The 16568-nt window shown below is 70.6% G+C and carries 15 protein-coding genes and 2 pseudogenes; 8 read left to right on the top strand and 9 right to left on the bottom strand.

Annotated elements, in window-relative coordinates; genetic code table 11:
- The first annotated feature begins 639 nt into the window (after nt 1-639).
- Nucleotides 640-1428 carry an endonuclease/exonuclease/phosphatase family protein gene (locus ACGFZL_RS14700; protein WP_393691636.1) on the top strand — a complete coding sequence of 263 codons (789 nt, stop codon included), beginning with the start codon at nt 640-642 and terminating at the stop codon, nt 1426-1428.
- A gap of 4 nt (nt 1429-1432) precedes the next feature.
- Here the strand turns inward: ACGFZL_RS14700 and ACGFZL_RS14695 are convergent, their stop codons facing one another.
- Nucleotides 1433-2935 carry a CehA/McbA family metallohydrolase gene (locus tag ACGFZL_RS14695; protein WP_393691634.1) on the bottom strand — a complete coding sequence of 501 codons (1503 nt, stop codon included), beginning with the start codon at nt 2933-2935 and terminating at the stop codon, nt 1433-1435.
- 208 nt (nt 2936-3143) lie between these two features.
- On the opposite strand from ACGFZL_RS14695, the gene ACGFZL_RS14690 reads away from it, so the two are divergent.
- The 3 genes from ACGFZL_RS14690 (at nt 3144) to ACGFZL_RS14680 (ending at nt 7020) form a co-directional block, all read left to right on the top strand.
- The gene (locus ACGFZL_RS14690) at nt 3144-5738 is read left to right on the top strand and encodes a bifunctional FO biosynthesis protein CofGH (RefSeq protein WP_393691632.1); all 2595 of its coding nucleotides are present in this window, start codon (nt 3144-3146) and stop codon (nt 5736-5738) included.
- Between the two features lie 76 nt (nt 5739-5814).
- Nucleotides 5815-6369 (top strand): hypothetical protein, encoded by a 555-nt coding sequence (locus tag ACGFZL_RS14685; RefSeq protein ID WP_393691630.1) that lies wholly within the window; start codon nt 5815-5817, stop codon nt 6367-6369.
- A gap of 78 nt (nt 6370-6447) precedes the next feature.
- A complete protein-coding gene (locus ACGFZL_RS14680; protein WP_393691628.1) occupies nt 6448-7020 on the top strand; it encodes a dihydrofolate reductase family protein in 573 nt (190 codons plus the stop codon).
- On the opposite strand, the gene ACGFZL_RS14675 is transcribed toward ACGFZL_RS14680, so the two are convergent.
- Genes ACGFZL_RS14675 through ACGFZL_RS14650 form a run of 6 tightly spaced genes read right to left on the bottom strand, consistent with a single transcriptional unit; the run spans nt 7002 to nt 9471 of the window.
- A complete protein-coding gene (locus ACGFZL_RS14675; protein WP_393691626.1) occupies nt 7002-7502 on the bottom strand; it encodes a GNAT family N-acetyltransferase in 501 nt (166 codons plus the stop codon). The genes ACGFZL_RS14680 and ACGFZL_RS14675 overlap by 19 nt on opposite strands.
- Nucleotides 7503-7504: 2 nt before the next feature.
- The gene (locus ACGFZL_RS14670; protein WP_393691624.1) at nt 7505-8065 is read right to left on the bottom strand and encodes a DinB family protein; all 561 of its coding nucleotides are present in this window, start codon (nt 8063-8065) and stop codon (nt 7505-7507) included.
- Nucleotides 8066-8116: 51 nt separating this feature from the next.
- On the bottom strand, nt 8117-8293 hold the full coding sequence (locus tag ACGFZL_RS14665; RefSeq protein ID WP_393691622.1) for a DUF397 domain-containing protein: 177 nt from the start codon (nt 8291-8293) through the stop codon (nt 8117-8119).
- Nucleotides 8294-8302: 9 nt separating this feature from the next.
- A complete protein-coding gene (locus ACGFZL_RS14660) occupies nt 8303-8476 on the bottom strand; it encodes a DUF397 domain-containing protein (RefSeq protein WP_393691620.1) in 174 nt (57 codons plus the stop codon).
- 9 nt (nt 8477-8485) lie between these two features.
- A complete protein-coding gene (locus ACGFZL_RS14655) occupies nt 8486-8662 on the bottom strand; it encodes a DUF397 domain-containing protein (protein ID WP_393691618.1) in 177 nt (58 codons plus the stop codon).
- A complete protein-coding gene (locus tag ACGFZL_RS14650) occupies nt 8659-9471 on the bottom strand; it encodes a helix-turn-helix domain-containing protein (RefSeq protein ID WP_393691616.1) in 813 nt (270 codons plus the stop codon). The genes ACGFZL_RS14655 and ACGFZL_RS14650 overlap by 4 nt, the downstream gene beginning before the upstream one ends.
- Nucleotides 9472-9584: 113 nt before the next feature.
- On the opposite strand from ACGFZL_RS14650, the gene ACGFZL_RS14645 reads away from it, so the two are divergent.
- The 3 genes and pseudogenes from ACGFZL_RS14645 to ACGFZL_RS14635 form a co-directional block, all read left to right on the top strand.
- Complete coding sequence (locus ACGFZL_RS14645; RefSeq protein ID WP_393691614.1) at nt 9585-9992, top strand: ATP-binding protein; 408 nt, start codon at nt 9585-9587, stop codon at nt 9990-9992.
- 228 nt (nt 9993-10220) lie between these two features.
- Entirely contained in the window at nt 10221-10991 is a 771-nt protein-coding gene (locus tag ACGFZL_RS14640; protein ID WP_393691612.1) for a helix-turn-helix domain-containing protein, read from the top strand.
- Between the two features lie 38 nt (nt 10992-11029).
- A pseudogene (locus ACGFZL_RS14635) lies at nt 11030-11215 on the top strand (IS5/IS1182 family transposase); the annotation flags it as partial.
- Nucleotides 11216-11438: 223 nt separating this feature from the next.
- Here ACGFZL_RS14635 and tpg read toward each other — a convergent pair.
- Nucleotides 11439-11723, bottom strand: a pseudogene (gene tpg, locus ACGFZL_RS14630) (telomere-protecting terminal protein Tpg); the annotation flags it as partial.
- 470 nt (nt 11724-12193) lie between these two features.
- Nucleotides 12194-15316 carry an RHS repeat-associated core domain-containing protein gene (locus tag ACGFZL_RS14625; protein WP_393691610.1) on the bottom strand — a complete coding sequence of 1041 codons (3123 nt, stop codon included), beginning with the start codon at nt 15314-15316 and terminating at the stop codon, nt 12194-12196.
- Between the two features lie 877 nt (nt 15317-16193).
- Between ACGFZL_RS14625 and ACGFZL_RS14620 the strand changes: the two genes are divergently transcribed.
- Nucleotides 16194-16559, top strand: a complete 366-nt coding sequence (locus ACGFZL_RS14620) for a DUF6247 family protein (RefSeq protein WP_393691608.1) — start codon at nt 16194-16196, stop codon at nt 16557-16559.
- Nucleotides 16560-16568: the final 9 nt, after the last annotated feature.

Below are 16568 nucleotides of genomic sequence, written 5' to 3'. Positions count from 1 at the left end.
TGCCCGCCACTGCCACGGGTGGCTCCGCCGCCCTCGCGGTGCCGGGCGCCTCTGCGGGCGACGCGGAGGCCACGCCCACTACAGCCCCGCCGGACGCCACCGAGCCCCCCGCCGCCACTGGCCTCGCGGGCGTCGCCGGGCCGGCCGGATCTGCCGTGGTGGTTGCGTTCGAGGCGTTCGCCGGGTCGGCCGGGTCTGCTGCGGTGGTTGCGTTCGAGGCGTTCGCCGGGCCGGCAGCCGGATCTGCCGCAGCCGTCGTGCCCGAGGCGCTCGCCAAGTCCCGCGGCCCTGCTTCCACCGCCCGCGCGGGCCCCGCCGGCTCCACGGCCTCGGCCGGCCCGGCGGCACCCGTCGCCGCCCCCACGGCCCCGGCCGGCACCGTCGGCTCCGCCGGGCACGTCGGCTGCGCCGGGCGTCGCTGCCCCGGTACCCGCGTCGCGTCCGGCTCGCCCGGTGCGTGCGCTCCGCCGCCCATGCAAGTCCCCCTCGACATCCTGACCGATCCCGTCAGTCTGCCTTGTACACGCCGACCCCGTCAGCCGTGGGAGACGGCGATCACAGGTCCCTCACTCACCGTTTGTTCAACTCCCGTTCCCCCGGCGCCCGGTGTACCGGCGGCCACGAGGGCATCCGTCACCCGTGCGCATCGTGACCTGGAACCTGTGGTGGCGGTTCGGCCCCTGGGCCGACCGGCAGAAGGCGATCTGCTCCGTCCTGCGCGGTCTGCGCCCCGACGTCGTCGGCCTCCAGGAGGTCTGGTCCGCCGACGGCACCGACCTCGCCGAGTGGCTCGCCGGCGAACTGGGCCTGCACCACGCCTACGCCCCCTCCCCGAACCCCACCCGCTGGCAGCGCCGCCTCGGCGACGACCGGGTCGGCATCGGCACCGCGGTGCTCAGCCGCTGGCCGGTCCTGGAGCGGGCCGCGCTGCCGCTGCCCGTGCCCCCCGCGCTGGACGACGGCCGGCTCGCGCTCTACGCCCGCCTGGACGCCCCCGGCCACCAGGTCCCGTTCTTCACCACCCACCTCACCTCGGCCCACGACGCCGCCGGCGTCCGCCGCGAACAGGTCGAGGCCCTCCAGGACCTCGTCGCGGCCCACCGGCACGGCACCGCCTTCCCGCCCGTCGTCACCGGCGACTTCAACGCCGGCCCCGACTCCGCCGAGGTCCGCCTCCTCGGCACCGGCGACCCGCCCCTGCGGGACGCGTGGGACCAGGCCGACCCAGGCGCCCCGGCGGCCACCTGGGACCCGGCCAACCCCTACCTCTCCTCGATGGAGCCGGCCCGCATCGACCACATCCGCGTCGGCCCGCCAGGACCCGGCGGCCTCGGCCGCGTCCGCGCCGCCCACCGGGCCGGCGACGGCCCCGTGGACGGCGTCTGGCCCTCCGACCATCTGGCCGTGGTCGCCGACCTGGGGGACTGACAGCTCACCGCCCCAGGAACACCGGATTGGTGAACGCCGCCAGCGCCCCCGGCACCGGCCCCGCCGCCGCCTCGTGCCGCAGCTCCGCCCGCACGTACGCCGCGTACGCCGCCGTCGTCCGCCACTCCACGACGCCGGCCCCGGACACCGGCAGCGGCGCGCTGGTGAAGAGCACCCCCTGGTCGGTGACGAACCGCACCGTGCAGCGCGGGGCACCGGACACCTCGAGGCGCACGGTGACCGGCGTCTCCCGGTCCACCCGCAGCCGCTCCCCGATCCCGGCGTGCTCGCCCCGCCCGCCGGACGCGGTGAAGGCCAGCGAGACCCGGGCGGACTCGGCGACGTACGACCGCCCGGCCCGGATCCCGTCCTGGATGGCCTCCCGCGTCAGCTCCTCGGCCAGCACGACGGTCTGCGGCGACCCGACGGCGTCCGGATCGCGATGGGCGTCGCTGTTCCCCATGGCCGGCAGCCACCCCCGCCCCTCCTCCCGCACCGAGGCGACGAGCATCGCGTCCCAGTCGGCCAGCGCCACCTCGTCGTCCGGGGTGTACGGCCCGTTCCACACCTCGACCGCGTCGGCGTCCCCGAAGCCGAACTTCCAGCCGCACCCGACGCAGGTGGCGTGCGGATGGGCGGGCACGACCAGACCCCCGGCCCGCCGGATCTGCCGGGCGAAACGGCCGAAGCGGTTGTCGCGGGCCCGGTAGCGCCAGTCGACGAAGGTCCCGGGGTCGGTGCCGAGCGCGAGGACGTGCCCGTTGCGGGTGGTGACCTCCTCGCCGACCAGGACCAGCAGGTCGTCCCCGGCCTCGGCGGCCCAGTGCGGGTGCGCGGAGGAGGTGTTGTGCTCGGAGGAGTTGATGAAGTCGAGCCCGGCGGCGCGGGCGAGCGCGGCGATCTCGGCGGGGGTGCGGCGCCCGTCGGAGTGCCAGGAGTGCAGGTGGCAGTCCCCGCGGTACCAGGCCCGGCCGCGCCCCTTGGCCCGCTCGGGCGGGTAGACCGGCCGGGGCGTCGCGCCCCGCTCCCCGTAGGTCAGCGTGACGGTGATCTCGTACGCGAGCCCCTGCGGCGCCACGGTGTACGGCCCCAGCGCGATGTGCCAGGTCCCCTCCCGCACCGGCCCCGGCAGATACCCCGGGGTGGCGTCGTCGGCCCGCACGAAGAACTCCGTACGCGCCCCGCCCGACCACCCCCGGAACCCCCGGCCGCCCAGCTCGGTCCCGCGCTCGTCGAAGAGCCCGATGTCGAGCGCGTTCCCGGCCGTGCCCGCAGGCACGGAGGGCCGGTCGTAGCTGTAGGCGACCCGTATCTCCCGCACCCCGTCCGGCACCTCCACCGGCACGTACACGAAGTCCGGGGACCCGGTGGGCAGGGTCCCTCTGACGGTCCTGGTCTCCCGCTCACCCGCCGCTGCGAAGCTCACACTCCCCAACGTAAGCGCGGCGGCGGCTCCCGTCACGATGAGCGCGCGCCGTCCGGGCTGGTTCCTGTCGTCGTCGCACATGCGGCCGACTCTGCCGGGGCACGGTGAACTCCGGTGCACGGCGGGGGAGTCGGCGGATGGACACTTCTCTGCCCGACCAGGAGGGACCCACCCCCCCCGGCTTCTCTGTCCGACCGTAAACGGGCGGCGGGTGGGCATAGGCCGGGGTCCAGGGGCGGAGCCCCGTGCGCCCACCACCACCCCCGCCACCTCCTCGTATGCTCGACTGATGACGATTTCCGCGACGCACTCCGGAACCGGCCCCACCGAGAACGCCCTGCGCCGCGCCCTCAAACGCGCGAGGGACGGCGTGGCCCTGGACGTGACGGAGGCAGCGGTACTGCTCCAGGCAAGGGGCCCCCACCTGGAAGACCTCACCGCGTCCGCCGCCCACGTACGCGACGCGGGTCTCGACGCCGCCGGCCGCCCCGGCGTCATCACGTACTCCAAGAGCGTCTTCATCCCCCTGACCCGCCTCTGCCGGGACAAGTGCCACTACTGCACCTTCGTCACCGTCCCCGGCAAGCTCCGCCGCGCCGGCCACGGCATGTTCATGTCCCCCGACGAGGTCCTCGACGTGGCCCGCAAGGGCGCCGCCCTCGGCTGCAAGGAAGCCCTCATCACCCTCGGCGACAAGCCGGAGGACCGCTGGCCGGAGGCGCGCGAGTGGCTGGACGCGCACGGCTACGACGACACCATCGCCTACGTCCGCGCCATCTCCATCCGCATCCTGGAGGAGACGGGCCTCCTCCCGCACCTCAACCCGGGCGTGCTGTCCTGGACGGACTTCCAGCGCCTCAAGCCCGTCGCCCCCTCCATGGGCATGATGCTGGAGACCACCGCCACCCGCCTGTGGTCCGAGCCCGGCGGCCCCCACCACGGCTCCCCGGACAAGGAACCCGCCGTCCGCCTGCGCGTCCTGGAGGACGCCGGCCGCTCCTCCGTCCCCTTCACCTCGGGCCTGCTGATCGGCATCGGCGAGACGTACGAGGAGCGCGCGGAGTCCCTCTTCGCCCTGCGCAAGGTCTCCCGCGCCTACCACGGCATCCAGGAACTGATCATCCAGAACTTCCGCGCCAAGCCGGACACCGCGATGCGCGGCATGCCGGACGCGGAGCTGGACGAGCTGATCGCCACCGTCGCCGTCGCCCGGCACATCATGGGCCCCGCCGCCTGCCTCCAGGCTCCGCCGAACCTGGTCGACGCGGAGTACGAGCGCCTCATCGCCGCCGGCATCGACGACTGGGGCGGCGTCTCCCCGCTCACCATCGACCACGTCAACCCCGAACGCCCCTGGCCGCAGATCGAGGAACTGGAGACGAGGTCGGCGGCGGCCGGCTTCACGCTCCGCGAACGCCTCTGCGTCTACCCGGAGTTCGTGCGGCGCGGCGAGCCCTGGCTCGACCCCCGCCTGCGCCCGCACGTGGCGGCGCTCGCCGACCCGGCCACCGGCCTGGCCCGCCCGGACGCGAAGGTCGAGGGCCACCTCTGGCAGGAGCCGGACGAGACCTTCACCGCGACGTCGACCGGCCGCACCGACCTCCACACCGCCATCGACACCGAGGGCCGCACCACCGACCGCCGCGAGGACTTCGACGAGGTCTACGGCGACTGGTCCGCCCTGCGCGAGGCCGCGGCCCCCGGCATGGCCCCCGAGCGCATCGACACCGACGTCCGCCAGGCCCTGGCCACGGCCGCCGACGACCCGACCAGGCTCACCGACGACGAGGCCCTCGCCCTCCTGCACGCCGACGGCCCCGCCCTGGACGCTCTCTGCCGGGTCGCGGACGACGTACGCAAGACGGCCGTCGGCGACGAGGTGACGTACATCGTCACCCGGAACATCAACTTCACCAACGTCTGCTACACCGGCTGCCGCTTCTGCGCCTTCGCCCAGCGCCGCACCGACGCCGACGCCTACACGCTCTCCCTCGACCAGGTCGCCGACCGCGCCCAGCAGGCGTGGGAGGTGGGCGCGGTGGAGGTGTGCATGCAGGGCGGCATCCACCCGGACCTGCCGGGCACGGCGTACTTCGACATCGCGCGGGCGGTCAAGGCCCGCGTCCCCGGCATGCACGTGCACGCCTTCTCGCCGATGGAGGTCGTCAACGGCGCGACCCGCACCGGCATGTCGATCCGCGAGTGGCTGACGGCGGCGAAGGAGGCCGGCCTCGACTCGATCCCCGGCACGGCGGCGGAGATCCTGGACGACGAGGTCCGCTGGATCCTCACCAAGGGCAAGCTGCCGGCGGCGACCTGGATCGAGGTGATCGAGACGGCCCACTCCCTCGGCCTGCGCTCCTCCTCCACCATGATGTACGGCCACGTCGACCAGCCCCGCCACTGGCTCGGCCACCTGCGCACGCTCGTCGGCATCCAGCAGCGCACCGGCGGCTTCACGGAGTTCGTGACGCTCCCGTTCATCCACACCAACGCCCCGGTCTACCTGGCCGGCATCGCCCGCCCCGGCCCGACGACCCGCGACAACCGCGCGGTCACGGCGATGGCCCGCCTCCTCCTGCACCCGTGGATCCCCAACATCCAGACCAGTTGGGTCAAGCTCGGCACCGAGGGCGCGGCGGAGATGCTGCGCTCCGGCGCGAACGACCTCGGCGGGACGCTGATGGAGGAGACGATCTCGCGCATGGCCGGCTCGTCGTACGGCTCGTACAAGTCGGTGAAGGACCTGGTCGCGGTCGCGGACGCGGCCGGCCGCCCGTCCCGCCCCCGCACCACCCTCTACGGCGAGGTCCCCGAGGAGCGGCAGCGCACGGCGACGGCGTCGGACGGCCACCTGCCTCAGCTCCTGCCGCTACTGGACTGACAGTACGATGAACCCGCCCTCGGCCTCTTCTTCCGCCGGGGGCGGCCCCCTGCCCTGACCGAGGAGCTGCGTGCCCGTGCCTGCCCGATTCCCCTCCTGGGCCTGGGTCTCCGGACTGACCGTGGGAGCGGTGGCGGCGGTGACCTTCCTCGCCGTGCAGGCGGACCAGGGCCCGCACCCGACCGTCTCCGCGACCGCCCGGACCCCCTCGGCGCACCCGTCGTCCCCCAAGCCGTCGGCCCCCGCCGCCGTGCCCTCCGGCTCGGGCACGGGCCGCCGGGTCGTCTACTCCCTCTCCCAGAAGCGCGTATGGCTGGTCGACGCGAGCGACGCGGCCCGCCGCACCTTCGTCGTCTGGCCGGGCACGGTGAGCCCGGACCCGGGGACGTACGAGGTCGGCACGCGCGCGGAGGACCCGATCCGGGGCTCGGACGGCGTCCAGATCGAGCGCGTCGTGTACTTCACCCGCGAGGACGGCGTCTCGGTCGCCTTCTCCAACGCGGTGGACGGCTCCTCACCCCCACCGCCCGCCCCCGGCGCGAAGACCGGCGGCATCCGCCTGCCGAAGGCCGACGGCGCCGCGATGTGGGCCTTCGCGACGGCGGGGACGACCGTCGCCGTGGTCGGCTGACCGGGGGCCGATGAGTTTCCGCGGGCGGCGAGGTCGTACAGGATGATCGACCCGACCACGACTCCACGGAGACCCACCATGCGCACCCTGATCAGCTCGGCCTTCGTCTCCCTCGACGGCGTCATGGAGGCCCCCGGCGGCGAGCCCGGCTACCGGAACTCGGGCTGGACCTTCAAGCACACGGAGTTCCTGCCGGAGGCGTTCGAGATCAAGGGCCGGGAGCAGGAGGAGGCCACGGCGATGCTCCTCGGCCGCACGAGCTACGAGGCGTTCAGCCCGGTGTGGCCGGACATGGCGGACTTCGCCCGCTACAAGACCCTCCCGAAGTACGTGGTCTCCTCGACCCTGGCGGAAACCGACCTCGTCCCGAACTGGGGCGACACGACCATCCTCCGCACCCTGGACGAGGTCGCCGCCCTCAAGGCGACGGACGGCGGCCCGATCATCGTGCAGGGCAGCGCGTCGCTCACCCACGCCCTCGCGGACGCGGACCTGATCGACCGCTACCACCTCCTGGTCTTCCCGCTCCTCCTCGGCGCGGGCAAGCGCCTCTTCAGCTCCGGCGACAAGGACGCCCAGAAGCTGACGCTGACCGAGCACGAGGCGTACCCGAACGGCATCCAGAAGATGGTCTACGACGTGACCCGCTGATCACCGAGGCGGCGCGTGTACGTGAGTCCCGGCCGCCCGGACAGCAGGGTCTCGCCGCTTACGGTGAACCCGGTACGGGCGAGCACGGCCCGGGAGGCCGCGTTGTCGAGGGTGGTGGCCGCGCGCAGCGTGCCGAGCCCGTACCGGCCGGCCGCCAGGACGCAGACCTCTCGTACGGCGGCGGTGGCGAGCCCCCGGCCCGCGGCGCGCTCGGCGATCCGGTACCCGAGATCTGCGCCGCCGTCCGCCAGGTCGACCAGATTGACCCGCCCCAGCACCTCGCCGGAGCCGTCGACCAGCACGTGGAAGCGGCAGATCCCCGTCTCCTGCTCGGCCAGCCGCTCGCTCAGCATCTCCGCGAACCGGGTGAAGAACTCCTCGCCCCGGTCGGGCACCGAGGCCGCGAAGTAGGCCCGGTTCTCCCGCTCGAAGGCGAGCAGCGCCGCTCCGTGCTCCGCCCGGAGCGGCTGCATCTCGGGCACGCCTACTGCCCGACCCGCCCGTCCACGCACTCCCGCAGCAGGTCGGCGTGGCCGCAGTGCCGGGCGTACTCCTCGACGCTGTGCACCAGCATCTCCCGCACCGTGATCCCGTCCCTCGCCAGCCTCTCGCCCAGATCCGGGTGCTTGGCCAGCGCGGCGTCGGTGGCGGCCTGCTCCCGCGCGAGATCGGCGTAGGCGGCGTCCACGACGGCCTGGTCGGCGACGGCGCCGTGGAAATCGGCGTCCTTCTCCCCGTACAGCCGGGGCAGCGGGTCGGCGTCCCCGATCCAGTTCCGCCAGTCCCGCTCCACCTCGGCGAGGTGCCGCAGCAGGCCGAGCAGGGACATGGTGGAGGGCGGCACGGACCGCCGCGCGAGCTGCTCGGCATCGAGGCCGTCACACTTCATGAGCAACGTGGTCCGATACCCGGCCAGGAAGTCCCGCAGCGTGTCCAACTCCCCTTCCACCGGGTCCCCCTGACCCTCCCGGGGGTCGTCGTCGGGGTCCACCCACATGTCGGGGTGGTCGGTGGCCATGGTCCAGCGATCGAGTTGCTCAGTCATGGGGGTCAAGGTGCCGCCGAACGCCCCGGCACCGCAACCGACTTACGCTCCTCAGCCCCGCTCGGAAAACGCCGTGAAGGCACGCCAGGCGTCGCCGCCGAAGGTGAGTTGAGCGTCGGTGGGCTGTTTTGAATCGCGGACGTGGACCGTGGTGGCCATGGCGACCTCGACGCAATCCGGGCCGTCGTTGCTGCTGTAGCTGCTTTTGAACCACTTCAGCGTGCTCATGGTTGCTCCCTACTCGGCGGCGAATCCGGTGAAGGTGCTCCAGACTTCGTTGCTGACGGACAGTTGGCCGCCCTCGGGGCGCTTGGAGTCGCGGACGTGGATGGTGGCGGCGACGGCGACCTCGACGCAGTCGGGCCCCTCGTTGCTGCTGTAGCTGCTCCTGAACCACTTCAGCGCGGTCATGGTTCCTCCCTATTCGCCGGCGAAAGCCGTGAAGGCGCTCCAAGCGTCGTTGCTGACGGAGAGTTGGGCATCGTCGGGGCGCTTGGAGTCGCGGACGTGGACGGTGGCGGTGATGGCGACCTCGACGCATTCGGGGCCGTCGTTGCCGCTGTAGCTGCTCTTGAACCAGTTGAGCGCGGAGGTCATGTCTCCCGTTCCAGTACCTTCTCGATGAAGCTCAGTGAGTCATGGGGGCTGAGCGCCTGTGCCCGGAGCAATCCGTAGCGCATCTCCATGATCTGGGCTTCCTTGGGGTCGCTGATCACCCGACTGTACTGCTGACCTTCGGAGTGCCCCAAGGTCTTGCCGTTCCGCAGCTTGAGCATCTGGATCGACCCCATCATGCCCGCGTGGTCCTCGCAGTCGGTGGGCATCACCTGGATCTGCACGTGTCGCAACCGGCTCATCTCCAGCAGGTGCAGCAACTGCCCCCGCAGGACCGCCCGGCCACCGATCGGGCGCCTCAAAGTGGCCTCTTCCTGGACGAACGAGATCGCGATCAGGGGTACCCGTTCGAAGACGGATTTCCGCGCCATGCGAGCCGAGACGAGACGGTCGATCTCCTCCTCGGAGTAGGTGGGCCGACGCATCGCGTACAACGCCTGCGCGTACTCCACTGTTTGTAGAAGACCGTGGACGTGGAGGGCGGCGTAAGCCCCCAACTCGGCGCACTCACTCTCCAGCTTGGCCAGGGCGCGGACGTTCTTCGGGTACCGAGCGCTCTCCACGTCCTCCTTCATACTGGCGATCTTGCCCCCCGCCCCCACCGCCTCATCCGTCGCGTCGAGGAAGTCCGGCTTGGGGGTCCGCCGTCCCCTCTCCACCGAGGACACCATTTCCGCCCCGTACCCGATCCGCTCGCCCAACTGCGGCTGCGTGAGCCCCGCGGACTCCCGCCAGACCTTGATCTGCCGCCCCACCGCCCGCAGGACGGCCGCGGCCTCCTCGTCCTCCACCCTCATCCCTCCCGACGTACGACCCGTACGGCCCCGGCGGACACCCGGACAGTGACCCTGCGTACCGAGGTCATCACTGTTCACTGTAGGGACGTACAGCCACGCTGGGTGACGTGAATGAGAAACCGGGCCTCGCCCTCCAACTCTCCGCCACCCGCAGAGGCGCCCGCCTGGCCCGCCTCCTCACCGAACGCCAACTGGACGACTGGGGCCTCCCGTCGGCCGAGGCGGCGCACATCGTGGCGGAGCTGGCGTCGAACGCCGTACTGCACGGCCGCGTCCCCGGCCGGGACTTCCGCCTGACCCTCCGCCGGACGGCACCCGGCACGGTCCGTATCGAGGTCACCGACGCCCGGGGCGACCGCGTCCCGGAACTCCCCGACCCGGCGACCCCCGACGCGGAGCACGGCCGGGGCCTGCTGATCGTCGCGGCGTACGCGGACCGCTGGGGCGTGGAGCAGGGGCCGAGCCCGGGGAAGACGGTCTGGGCCGAACTGGCACCGGGTCGCGGCGGGACGTGACCCGGTGGCACGCGACGCCAAAGACCAAAGAACCGGGGAAAGAACCAAACCCACCCCTACCGTCCCCGTCGATCACTCTCCGGAGTGAATATCGGGAACTCGGCTGGCGTGGCGGCGGGTTGATGGTGCAGCGTCTGCCTCGACCACACCAGACATGATTCGGCCCCCGCCGGGACTGCCATCCCATATGACGAGGGCCTGATCACCGAGGAAGATAACGGCTTCCAGATGACTGAGCGCCAGCCTAACGCCCGCACCCGCCCCACCGCCGGTGTCGTACACGAAAATCACCCGCACCACGACAACTTCACCGTCGTGGGCAACCACTTGCTCCAGCACCCAGAGCTGTCGCTGACGGCGATCGGCCTGGCCGTGCACATCCAGTCGCTGCCCGCCGGGACACCGGTCGGCATCAAGACGCTGGCGGGCAAGTTCCCCGAGGGCGAGATCCGCATCGCGGCGGCCCTGCGGGAGCTGGAGGAGCACGGGTACCTCGCACGCACCAAGGAGCGTCTTCAATCGGGCCGAGTCGTGACCCGGACGATCTCCTTCAACCGCCCCGGCATCGTGATCGCCGAGGCCGCCGAACCCAGCCCGCCGGCCACCGCCCCACCCCACACGGGCCCCCGCACCAAGGCGACCGACCTGCTCGCGACCCTCCGCACCCTCGACACCCGCCTGCTCCTCACCGAACGCGAGATCCAACGCCTGGCCCCGGCGGTGAACACCTGGCTGGACCGCGGCGTCCCACCGACAGCCGTCCAACGCGTCCTGACGTCCGGCCTCCCCGACGAGCCCCTCCGCCACCCGGCAGCCTTCCTGAACCACCGCCTGACCACAGACCTCCCCCCACTCCTCCCCGCTCCCCTCCTCCCCACCCAGGCCGCCGCACCCCGTCCCACCCCCCTCCAGACCTGCGACGGCTGCGAACGAGCCTTCCGCTCCCCAACCCCGGGCCACTGCCGCGACTGCCGCCCAGCCCGGCACAGGGCGGCCTGAAGCGGGTTGGCGGATACGCCAGTTCGACACCCTGTGGCAAGCTTGCGCCGCTCGTCGGCGTCTCGTCCGCGACGGTATGCCGGGTGATCCAGCGGCTGCGACCTGCTCGCGGTCGAGCCGACCGTTCGTCCGACGCGGTCGAGCGGCTGTGGATCGTGGACGGCACCCTCGTCCCGGTCCGCGACCGGAAGTTCGGTGCGTCCTCACACAACTACCGGTTCTCTCAACTCCTGATGGGTTCACTTAATTTAGTTCACTGGGGCAGGTTGCAGATCCGGGGTGACGATGTTTTGAAACATTCATCACCACCCCGGAATGATGTAATGGCGCCTTACCCTCACCCATAACTGATGATGTCCGCGTTGCTGTAGCCGAGGAATCCGTCTACTGCGCATGATCCGACCACTGCGCCGGCGGTACCAACGGGGCCGACGACCAGACCGGCTGCTACTGCTCGAACTCAAGGTGCTCGATGTCCGTGAACCGGACTTCCTCGAGGGAGCCGGAGCGGCGGCCGCCGTCCTGGAAGTAGACGTCCTTGAGCGCCTCGGCCGCGATCTCCTGGAGGCGATCGTCGGTGGCGCCCTGCTCCTGGGCGTCGAAGAGCCGGGCCGCGGAGAGGGGCGGCAGGGCGATAGTCAAGTGCCGGATGCGGTCCTGGTCCGTCGACCCGATCGGGGCGGTGTAGCCCATGCGGGCGCGGGCGTCGATGACGATGCCGCCCGTGGACGCCGTGGAGCACTTGCCGCTGTCCAGCGTCATGTCGGTCCACGCTGAGATCTGGCCGTCGTGGCCGGACTCGATCTGCAGCTTGCCAAATCCGTCCACGCCCCCAGCGTCCTCCTGCCCCTTGCGGAGCGGCATTTCTTCAGCGTCGGGCAGTTGTGTAGACGGACCCGTAAATCGGATTGGGTTTGGTTATCGCCCGGGAGGGCGAAGCCGCACCCCCACGGCAAGGACCGTCAAAATCTGCTCTTGAAGTGCGAGACAAGCAAGCCGCATGTGCTGACGCAGGCGACCCCGAGGGCGATCCACCAGACGGTCATGACATCCAGTGCATTGGGCGAGAACAGGATCAGAAAGGGTACAGCGGCCACGAGGCACCCTAGTGAAATGCCTTTGAGGTTATTGGGCAATGTGTTCACCTTTCTACGGGTCCAGCCTGGCCTCCGCTTCAGGAGGCCAGGCCGAGCATCACAGAACTAGCACTCGTTCTCGTCGGATACGCCGCACGCGATGGCGCCGACGAAGCCTGCCTGGGATACCGCCAGTCCGATGCCGCCGGCGACCGTAAGCGAAGCACCGCCTGTTGGGATAGCAGTGATCAACGCAGCCGTCGCGAAGGCAGTGGCCACCGTGTCCCATCCCGTCCACAAGCCCGTGGGGTCGATGCGGTTGATGGGGTCGCCTTCGGCGTAGAGGTAGGGGTTCTTCTCTTGGCCGGAGGGGTCGGGCTGGGTGAAGCGGCCGATGTTGGCGTCGTAGTAGCGGGCGCCGAGGTGGTAGAGGCCGGTGCGGTCCTGGTAGTTGCCGGCGAAGCGGTAGGGCTGGTCGACGGGCTCGTCGGACTGGTCCATGATGCGGACCCCGCGGGGGCTGTAGGTGTAGCTGTCGACCTTGTTGCCGTCGGTGTCGGCGGTGGCGACGACGCTGCCGATGGCGTCGGTCAGGTAGACGTAGGTCTTGCCTCCGGTGGTCATGGAGTTGAGCGTGCCCCCGGGTTCCCGGTTGAAGCTCATGTCCGTTCCGGCCCTGGTCTCGGCGGACAGGCCGAGGGGGCCGTTGTGGAAGAGGGTGGTGCCGAGCTTGATCCGTTCGCTCTGGTCGGTGGAGGCGTACTGTCCGTCGAAGGTGGTGTCGCGGGCGGTGATGGAGGAGAGCTGGGAGTGGTCGGTCCAGGTCTCGGCGGTGCGGGTGGAGTCGGGGTTGGAGTCGGCTGCCGTCTCGTTGCCGGCCTTGTCGTAGGACCAGGCGCCCGTGGAGGACTTGCCGGTCACCTGCTGGGCGTCGTTGTAGGTGTAGGTGGTGCCGCGGGGGCAGCCGGCTCCGTCGGTGCCCTGGGAGGTGAGGTTGCCGGCGAGGTCCCAGCAGTACTGGAAGGAGGCGGCCAGGCTGCCTGCCTTGTCCTCCTTGGTATAGGAGACGCGGCCTGCGCTGTCGTAGGAGTAGGTGCGCTTGAGGCCGGTGACATTGTCGGTGGAGGTGCGGATCTTGCTGCCGTCGCTCTTGCCGTCGCTGCCGTAGTTGTAGGTGTAGTCGAGGCTGACGAGGGTGCCCTTGGAGGAGGTGGCCTTGATGCTCTTGGGGCGGCTGGAGTTGTCGACGTCGACCTTCTGCTGGGTGCCGCCGGGGTAGGCGGTGGAGGTGCGGACGTCGTTGTTGTTGTAGCCGTACGTCGTCACCTTGCCCTGGGGGTCTTTGAGCTGCGTGAGCTTGTTGACCTCGTTCCAGGTGTAGTCGACCTTGCCCGCCGGGTCCTGGTAGTAGTCGACGTTGCCGGCCGGGGTGTAGGCCAGCAGGGTCTGCGAGCCGTCCTGCAAGGTGCGGACCGTCTCGCGCTGCAGCGGGTCGAACTGGTAGGTGACCGTGCCCGAGCCGTCCGTGCGCCTGGTCAGGTTGCCGTCGCCGTCGTAGGTGTACTCGACCTTCACGGTGTTCGGTGAGGTGACGGTGCGGATGCGGTCGCGGTTGTCGTAGGTGTAGGAGACGGTGACACCGCGGCCGTCGGTGACGGTCTTGGTGCGGCCGAGGTCGTCGTAGGTGTAGGCCGTCTTCTCCAGCGGCGCCGGGGGCGTGACCGTGTCCAGGTTGCCCTTGGCGTCGTAGTGGAAGTCGGTGGTGACCGTCTTGGAAGAGGTCATCTTCGTCTTCGCCTTGCAGCGCTGGCCCTCGAAGCCGCCGCAGGTCGCGTTGGCGGGGTTGTAGGTGTAGGAGAGGTTGCCGCCGCCGGTGCCCGTCTGCGCGACGGAGGTGGTGTTGCCGACCGAGTCGTAGGTGAACGCGGTCTTCTCGCCGTCGGGGTTGGTGCTGTCCGAGGGGACGTCACCGCCGGCGACGGTCTGCCAGTGGTTCACGGTGGTGCCACCGGTGGGGGCCTTCACGCTCTCCAGGTTGTTGCGGCTGTTGAAGCCGTAGTCGGTGGCGTTGCCGGGTGTGGTGCCCGAGCCCATCGCGTCGGTGGCGGTGTCGATGTTGTGGTTCGCGTCGAACTTCGTCGACCGGTTGTGGCCGAGGGCGTCGGTGACCTTGGTGACCTGGCCGTCGCCGTCGTGCTCGTACTTGGTGGCGTGCAGCTCGGGGTCCTTCGCCGTGGTGGTGCCGGCCGCGGTCGCCGAGGAGGCGGTGTAGGCGTAGGTCCATGTAGGGCCGGTGCTGCCGGAGGCGTTGAAGCCGGTGGCGCGGAGCAGGGAGGTGATCCGGCTGGCGCCGTCGTAGGTGAAGACGGTCACCCGACCTTCTGCGGTGGTGATCTTGTTGACACGGCCGGAGGTGTCGTAGCCGAAGGTGGTCGTCTTGCCGTCGGTGTCGGTGGTCGAGACCAGGTTGCCAGCCGTGTCGAGGGTGTAGGCGGCGGTGCGGCCGGTGTTGTCCTTTGCCTGCCACCCGGTGGCGCTGGTCTTGGTGAGGTCGATGAAGCGGCCGGAGCGGGACTCGGTTAGCTTGAAGCCGCCACCGGTGTGCCGGGTGAGCGTGATCTGGCCGTGGTTGCGGTCGGTGATCTTCGTCAGCTGGCCGTCCGCGTCGTAGGTCTCCTTCGCGCCCGACTTCCACTTGGACAGGGTGTAGGTGCCGTCGGAGTTCTTCTTCAGATCCTGCGAGTAGCCCTTCGGAGTGGTGAAAGAGCCGTCGCTGTTCTCCGTGAAACGGACCGTCGCGCCCGAGTCGTCGTAGAGGACCGCCTCGGAGGACGAGAGCGAGAGGTAGCGCTCGTACTCCTGCCACCAGCGCTGAGTCACCTGCCCGTGCGGGGCGTTGAGGGAGTTGTAGGTCCGCGCCAGGCGCAGGCTCTGGCCGACGCCGGCGATGTCGAAGTCGGTCGCCGTCAGCATCAGGTTGCCGGTCGAGTAGTCGATCTTCGCGGTCAATGCGTCGGTGACCGCGAAAGTGGTGGAGCGGTGCCAGGGCACGTCACCCTGGCCCTCCGGCGGCGACCCCTCAGCCGCTGCCACGGCCCGCCCGTCCCCGGCCGACGACGCCTTCGCGCCCTTCATGTTCTTGACGCGGGCCTGCTGCTCGCGCAGCCACGGCGCATAGGCCGAGTCGTTCGGCGCCTTTGCCGGTTCGGACTTCACCGGGCGGTTCGCACCGACCTTCACCGCCGGCATCGTGAAGTGCGGCGCGCTCCTGCCCCAGACCGAGGCGTCACCCGGATCGGGAGCGGCCGGAGCGGCTAGGGCCGGTATCACCGAACCGGCCAGTGACAGAGCCGCGACAGCGGCGACGAGCCCCAGACCGGCCGGTCTGCGGACACGCCGAACAGACGTGCCCGTAGCACGTGAATGCATTACTTCCCCCCTGCTGGTCCCTGGTGCCGCGATTGGTCACCAGGCGCCCACATACTCACGCAAGGTCTTCACGAAATCCACGCTTTTCCCACAGATTGATGATCCATTGCGACCAGATTCGGTCATTTCACATGCCGGTCACGGGTCGTCAACAGGATTGCGACAAGCAGTAGTTCGACCACCGACACCACCACGAGTCCCGTACGGGGCCCTTCATCGTGACCTGATCTCGCGCGCATCAATAGTGGTCAGAGGTTGCGCGTGAGGTAGATGACGCCCGCCGTTCGGGCGGAACAGCGACTGACCTGGGGCAGAGGGGCAACCGCACGCCGATCAAACTTCGCACCATCGATCCCAGCGCCTTATCGCCCACCCTCACCAGGTGTTCCCGCGCGGGGAGGATCGGCGCTCCGGAGTGGGCGAGCACCGTCGCTGTGCGGCAGGCACGGCGTTGGCGCCCTCGCGGCGACTGACGGCCGCACCGGCCGTGGTCGGGGTTTAGCCCGAGCCGTAGATACGGCCTCCCTAGTACTCGGGACCGCTGTCCGCGCTCGTGGCCACCCCCATCTCCCCACGCCACCGGCACCCGACGCGACGGACGTCCGTCCGCCAACGTGCCGGGACAGCACACCCAGCCGCCCATCGGAGTGTCCGTCGGTACCGTACGAGGAGCGAGTCACCAGCCTCGGAGGTCACCATGAGCGCTCAGAGCGACGGCCCTTACGGACCGCTGATCCCCATGCCCGAACTGACTCCGGACGCGCTGCGGAACGCCGTCGCCCGGATCGCTCCGAGCCGGTTGCCCGCTCTCACCCAGCACCTGTTCGAGGCCACGACCAACGCGCAGCAGACCCAGAGCCTGGCGCCGGTCCGCGCCTTCCTGCATTCGTGGGCCGTCTTCGTGGCCATCGAGCGCCACCCCGCCCGCGCCGAACGTCTGCGGCAGCTGGAGCGTGTCGTGGACGCCGGTGAACAGGACCCGGCCGAGGCCATCGCCGGTATCCGCGAGATCCGGGAGGCGGCGGAGGCGGAGGTCGGGGCCGACCCGGACTGGTACGGCTGACACCTCCTC

It is taken from the genome of Streptomyces sp. NPDC048182 (assembly GCF_043202555.1).
Lineage (GTDB): Bacteria > Actinomycetota > Actinomycetes > Streptomycetales > Streptomycetaceae > Streptomyces.
The sequence above is the reverse complement of the archived record's forward strand: the minus strand, read 5'-3'. Positions and strand labels throughout refer to the sequence as shown.

Bases quoted from the DNA above. Each gene is read 5' to 3' on its own strand.
- ACGFZL_RS14690 (WP_393691632.1), top strand. From the start codon at position 3,144: ATGACGATTTCCGCGACGCACTCCGGAACCGGCCCCACCGAGAACGCC.
- ACGFZL_RS14620 (WP_393691608.1), top strand. From the start codon at position 16,194: ATGAGCGCTCAGAGCGACGGCCCTTACGGACCGCTGATCCCCATGCCC.
- ACGFZL_RS14625 (WP_393691610.1), bottom strand. From the start codon at position 15,316: ATGCCGGCGGTGAAGGTCGGTGCGAACCGCCCGGTGAAGTCCGAACCG.
- ACGFZL_RS14670 (WP_393691624.1), bottom strand. From the start codon at position 8,065: ATGACTGAGCAACTCGATCGCTGGACCATGGCCACCGACCACCCCGAC.
- ACGFZL_RS14695 (WP_393691634.1), bottom strand. From the start codon at position 2,935: ATGTGCGACGACGACAGGAACCAGCCCGGACGGCGCGCGCTCATCGTG.
- ACGFZL_RS14640 (WP_393691612.1), top strand. From the start codon at position 10,221: ATGACTGAGCGCCAGCCTAACGCCCGCACCCGCCCCACCGCCGGTGTC.
- ACGFZL_RS14655 (WP_393691618.1), bottom strand. From the start codon at position 8,662: ATGACCTCCGCGCTCAACTGGTTCAAGAGCAGCTACAGCGGCAACGAC.
- ACGFZL_RS14665 (WP_393691622.1), bottom strand. From the start codon at position 8,293: ATGAGCACGCTGAAGTGGTTCAAAAGCAGCTACAGCAGCAACGACGGC.
- ACGFZL_RS14660 (WP_393691620.1), bottom strand. From the start codon at position 8,476: ATGACCGCGCTGAAGTGGTTCAGGAGCAGCTACAGCAGCAACGAGGGG.
- ACGFZL_RS14680 (WP_393691628.1), top strand. From the start codon at position 6,448: ATGCGCACCCTGATCAGCTCGGCCTTCGTCTCCCTCGACGGCGTCATG.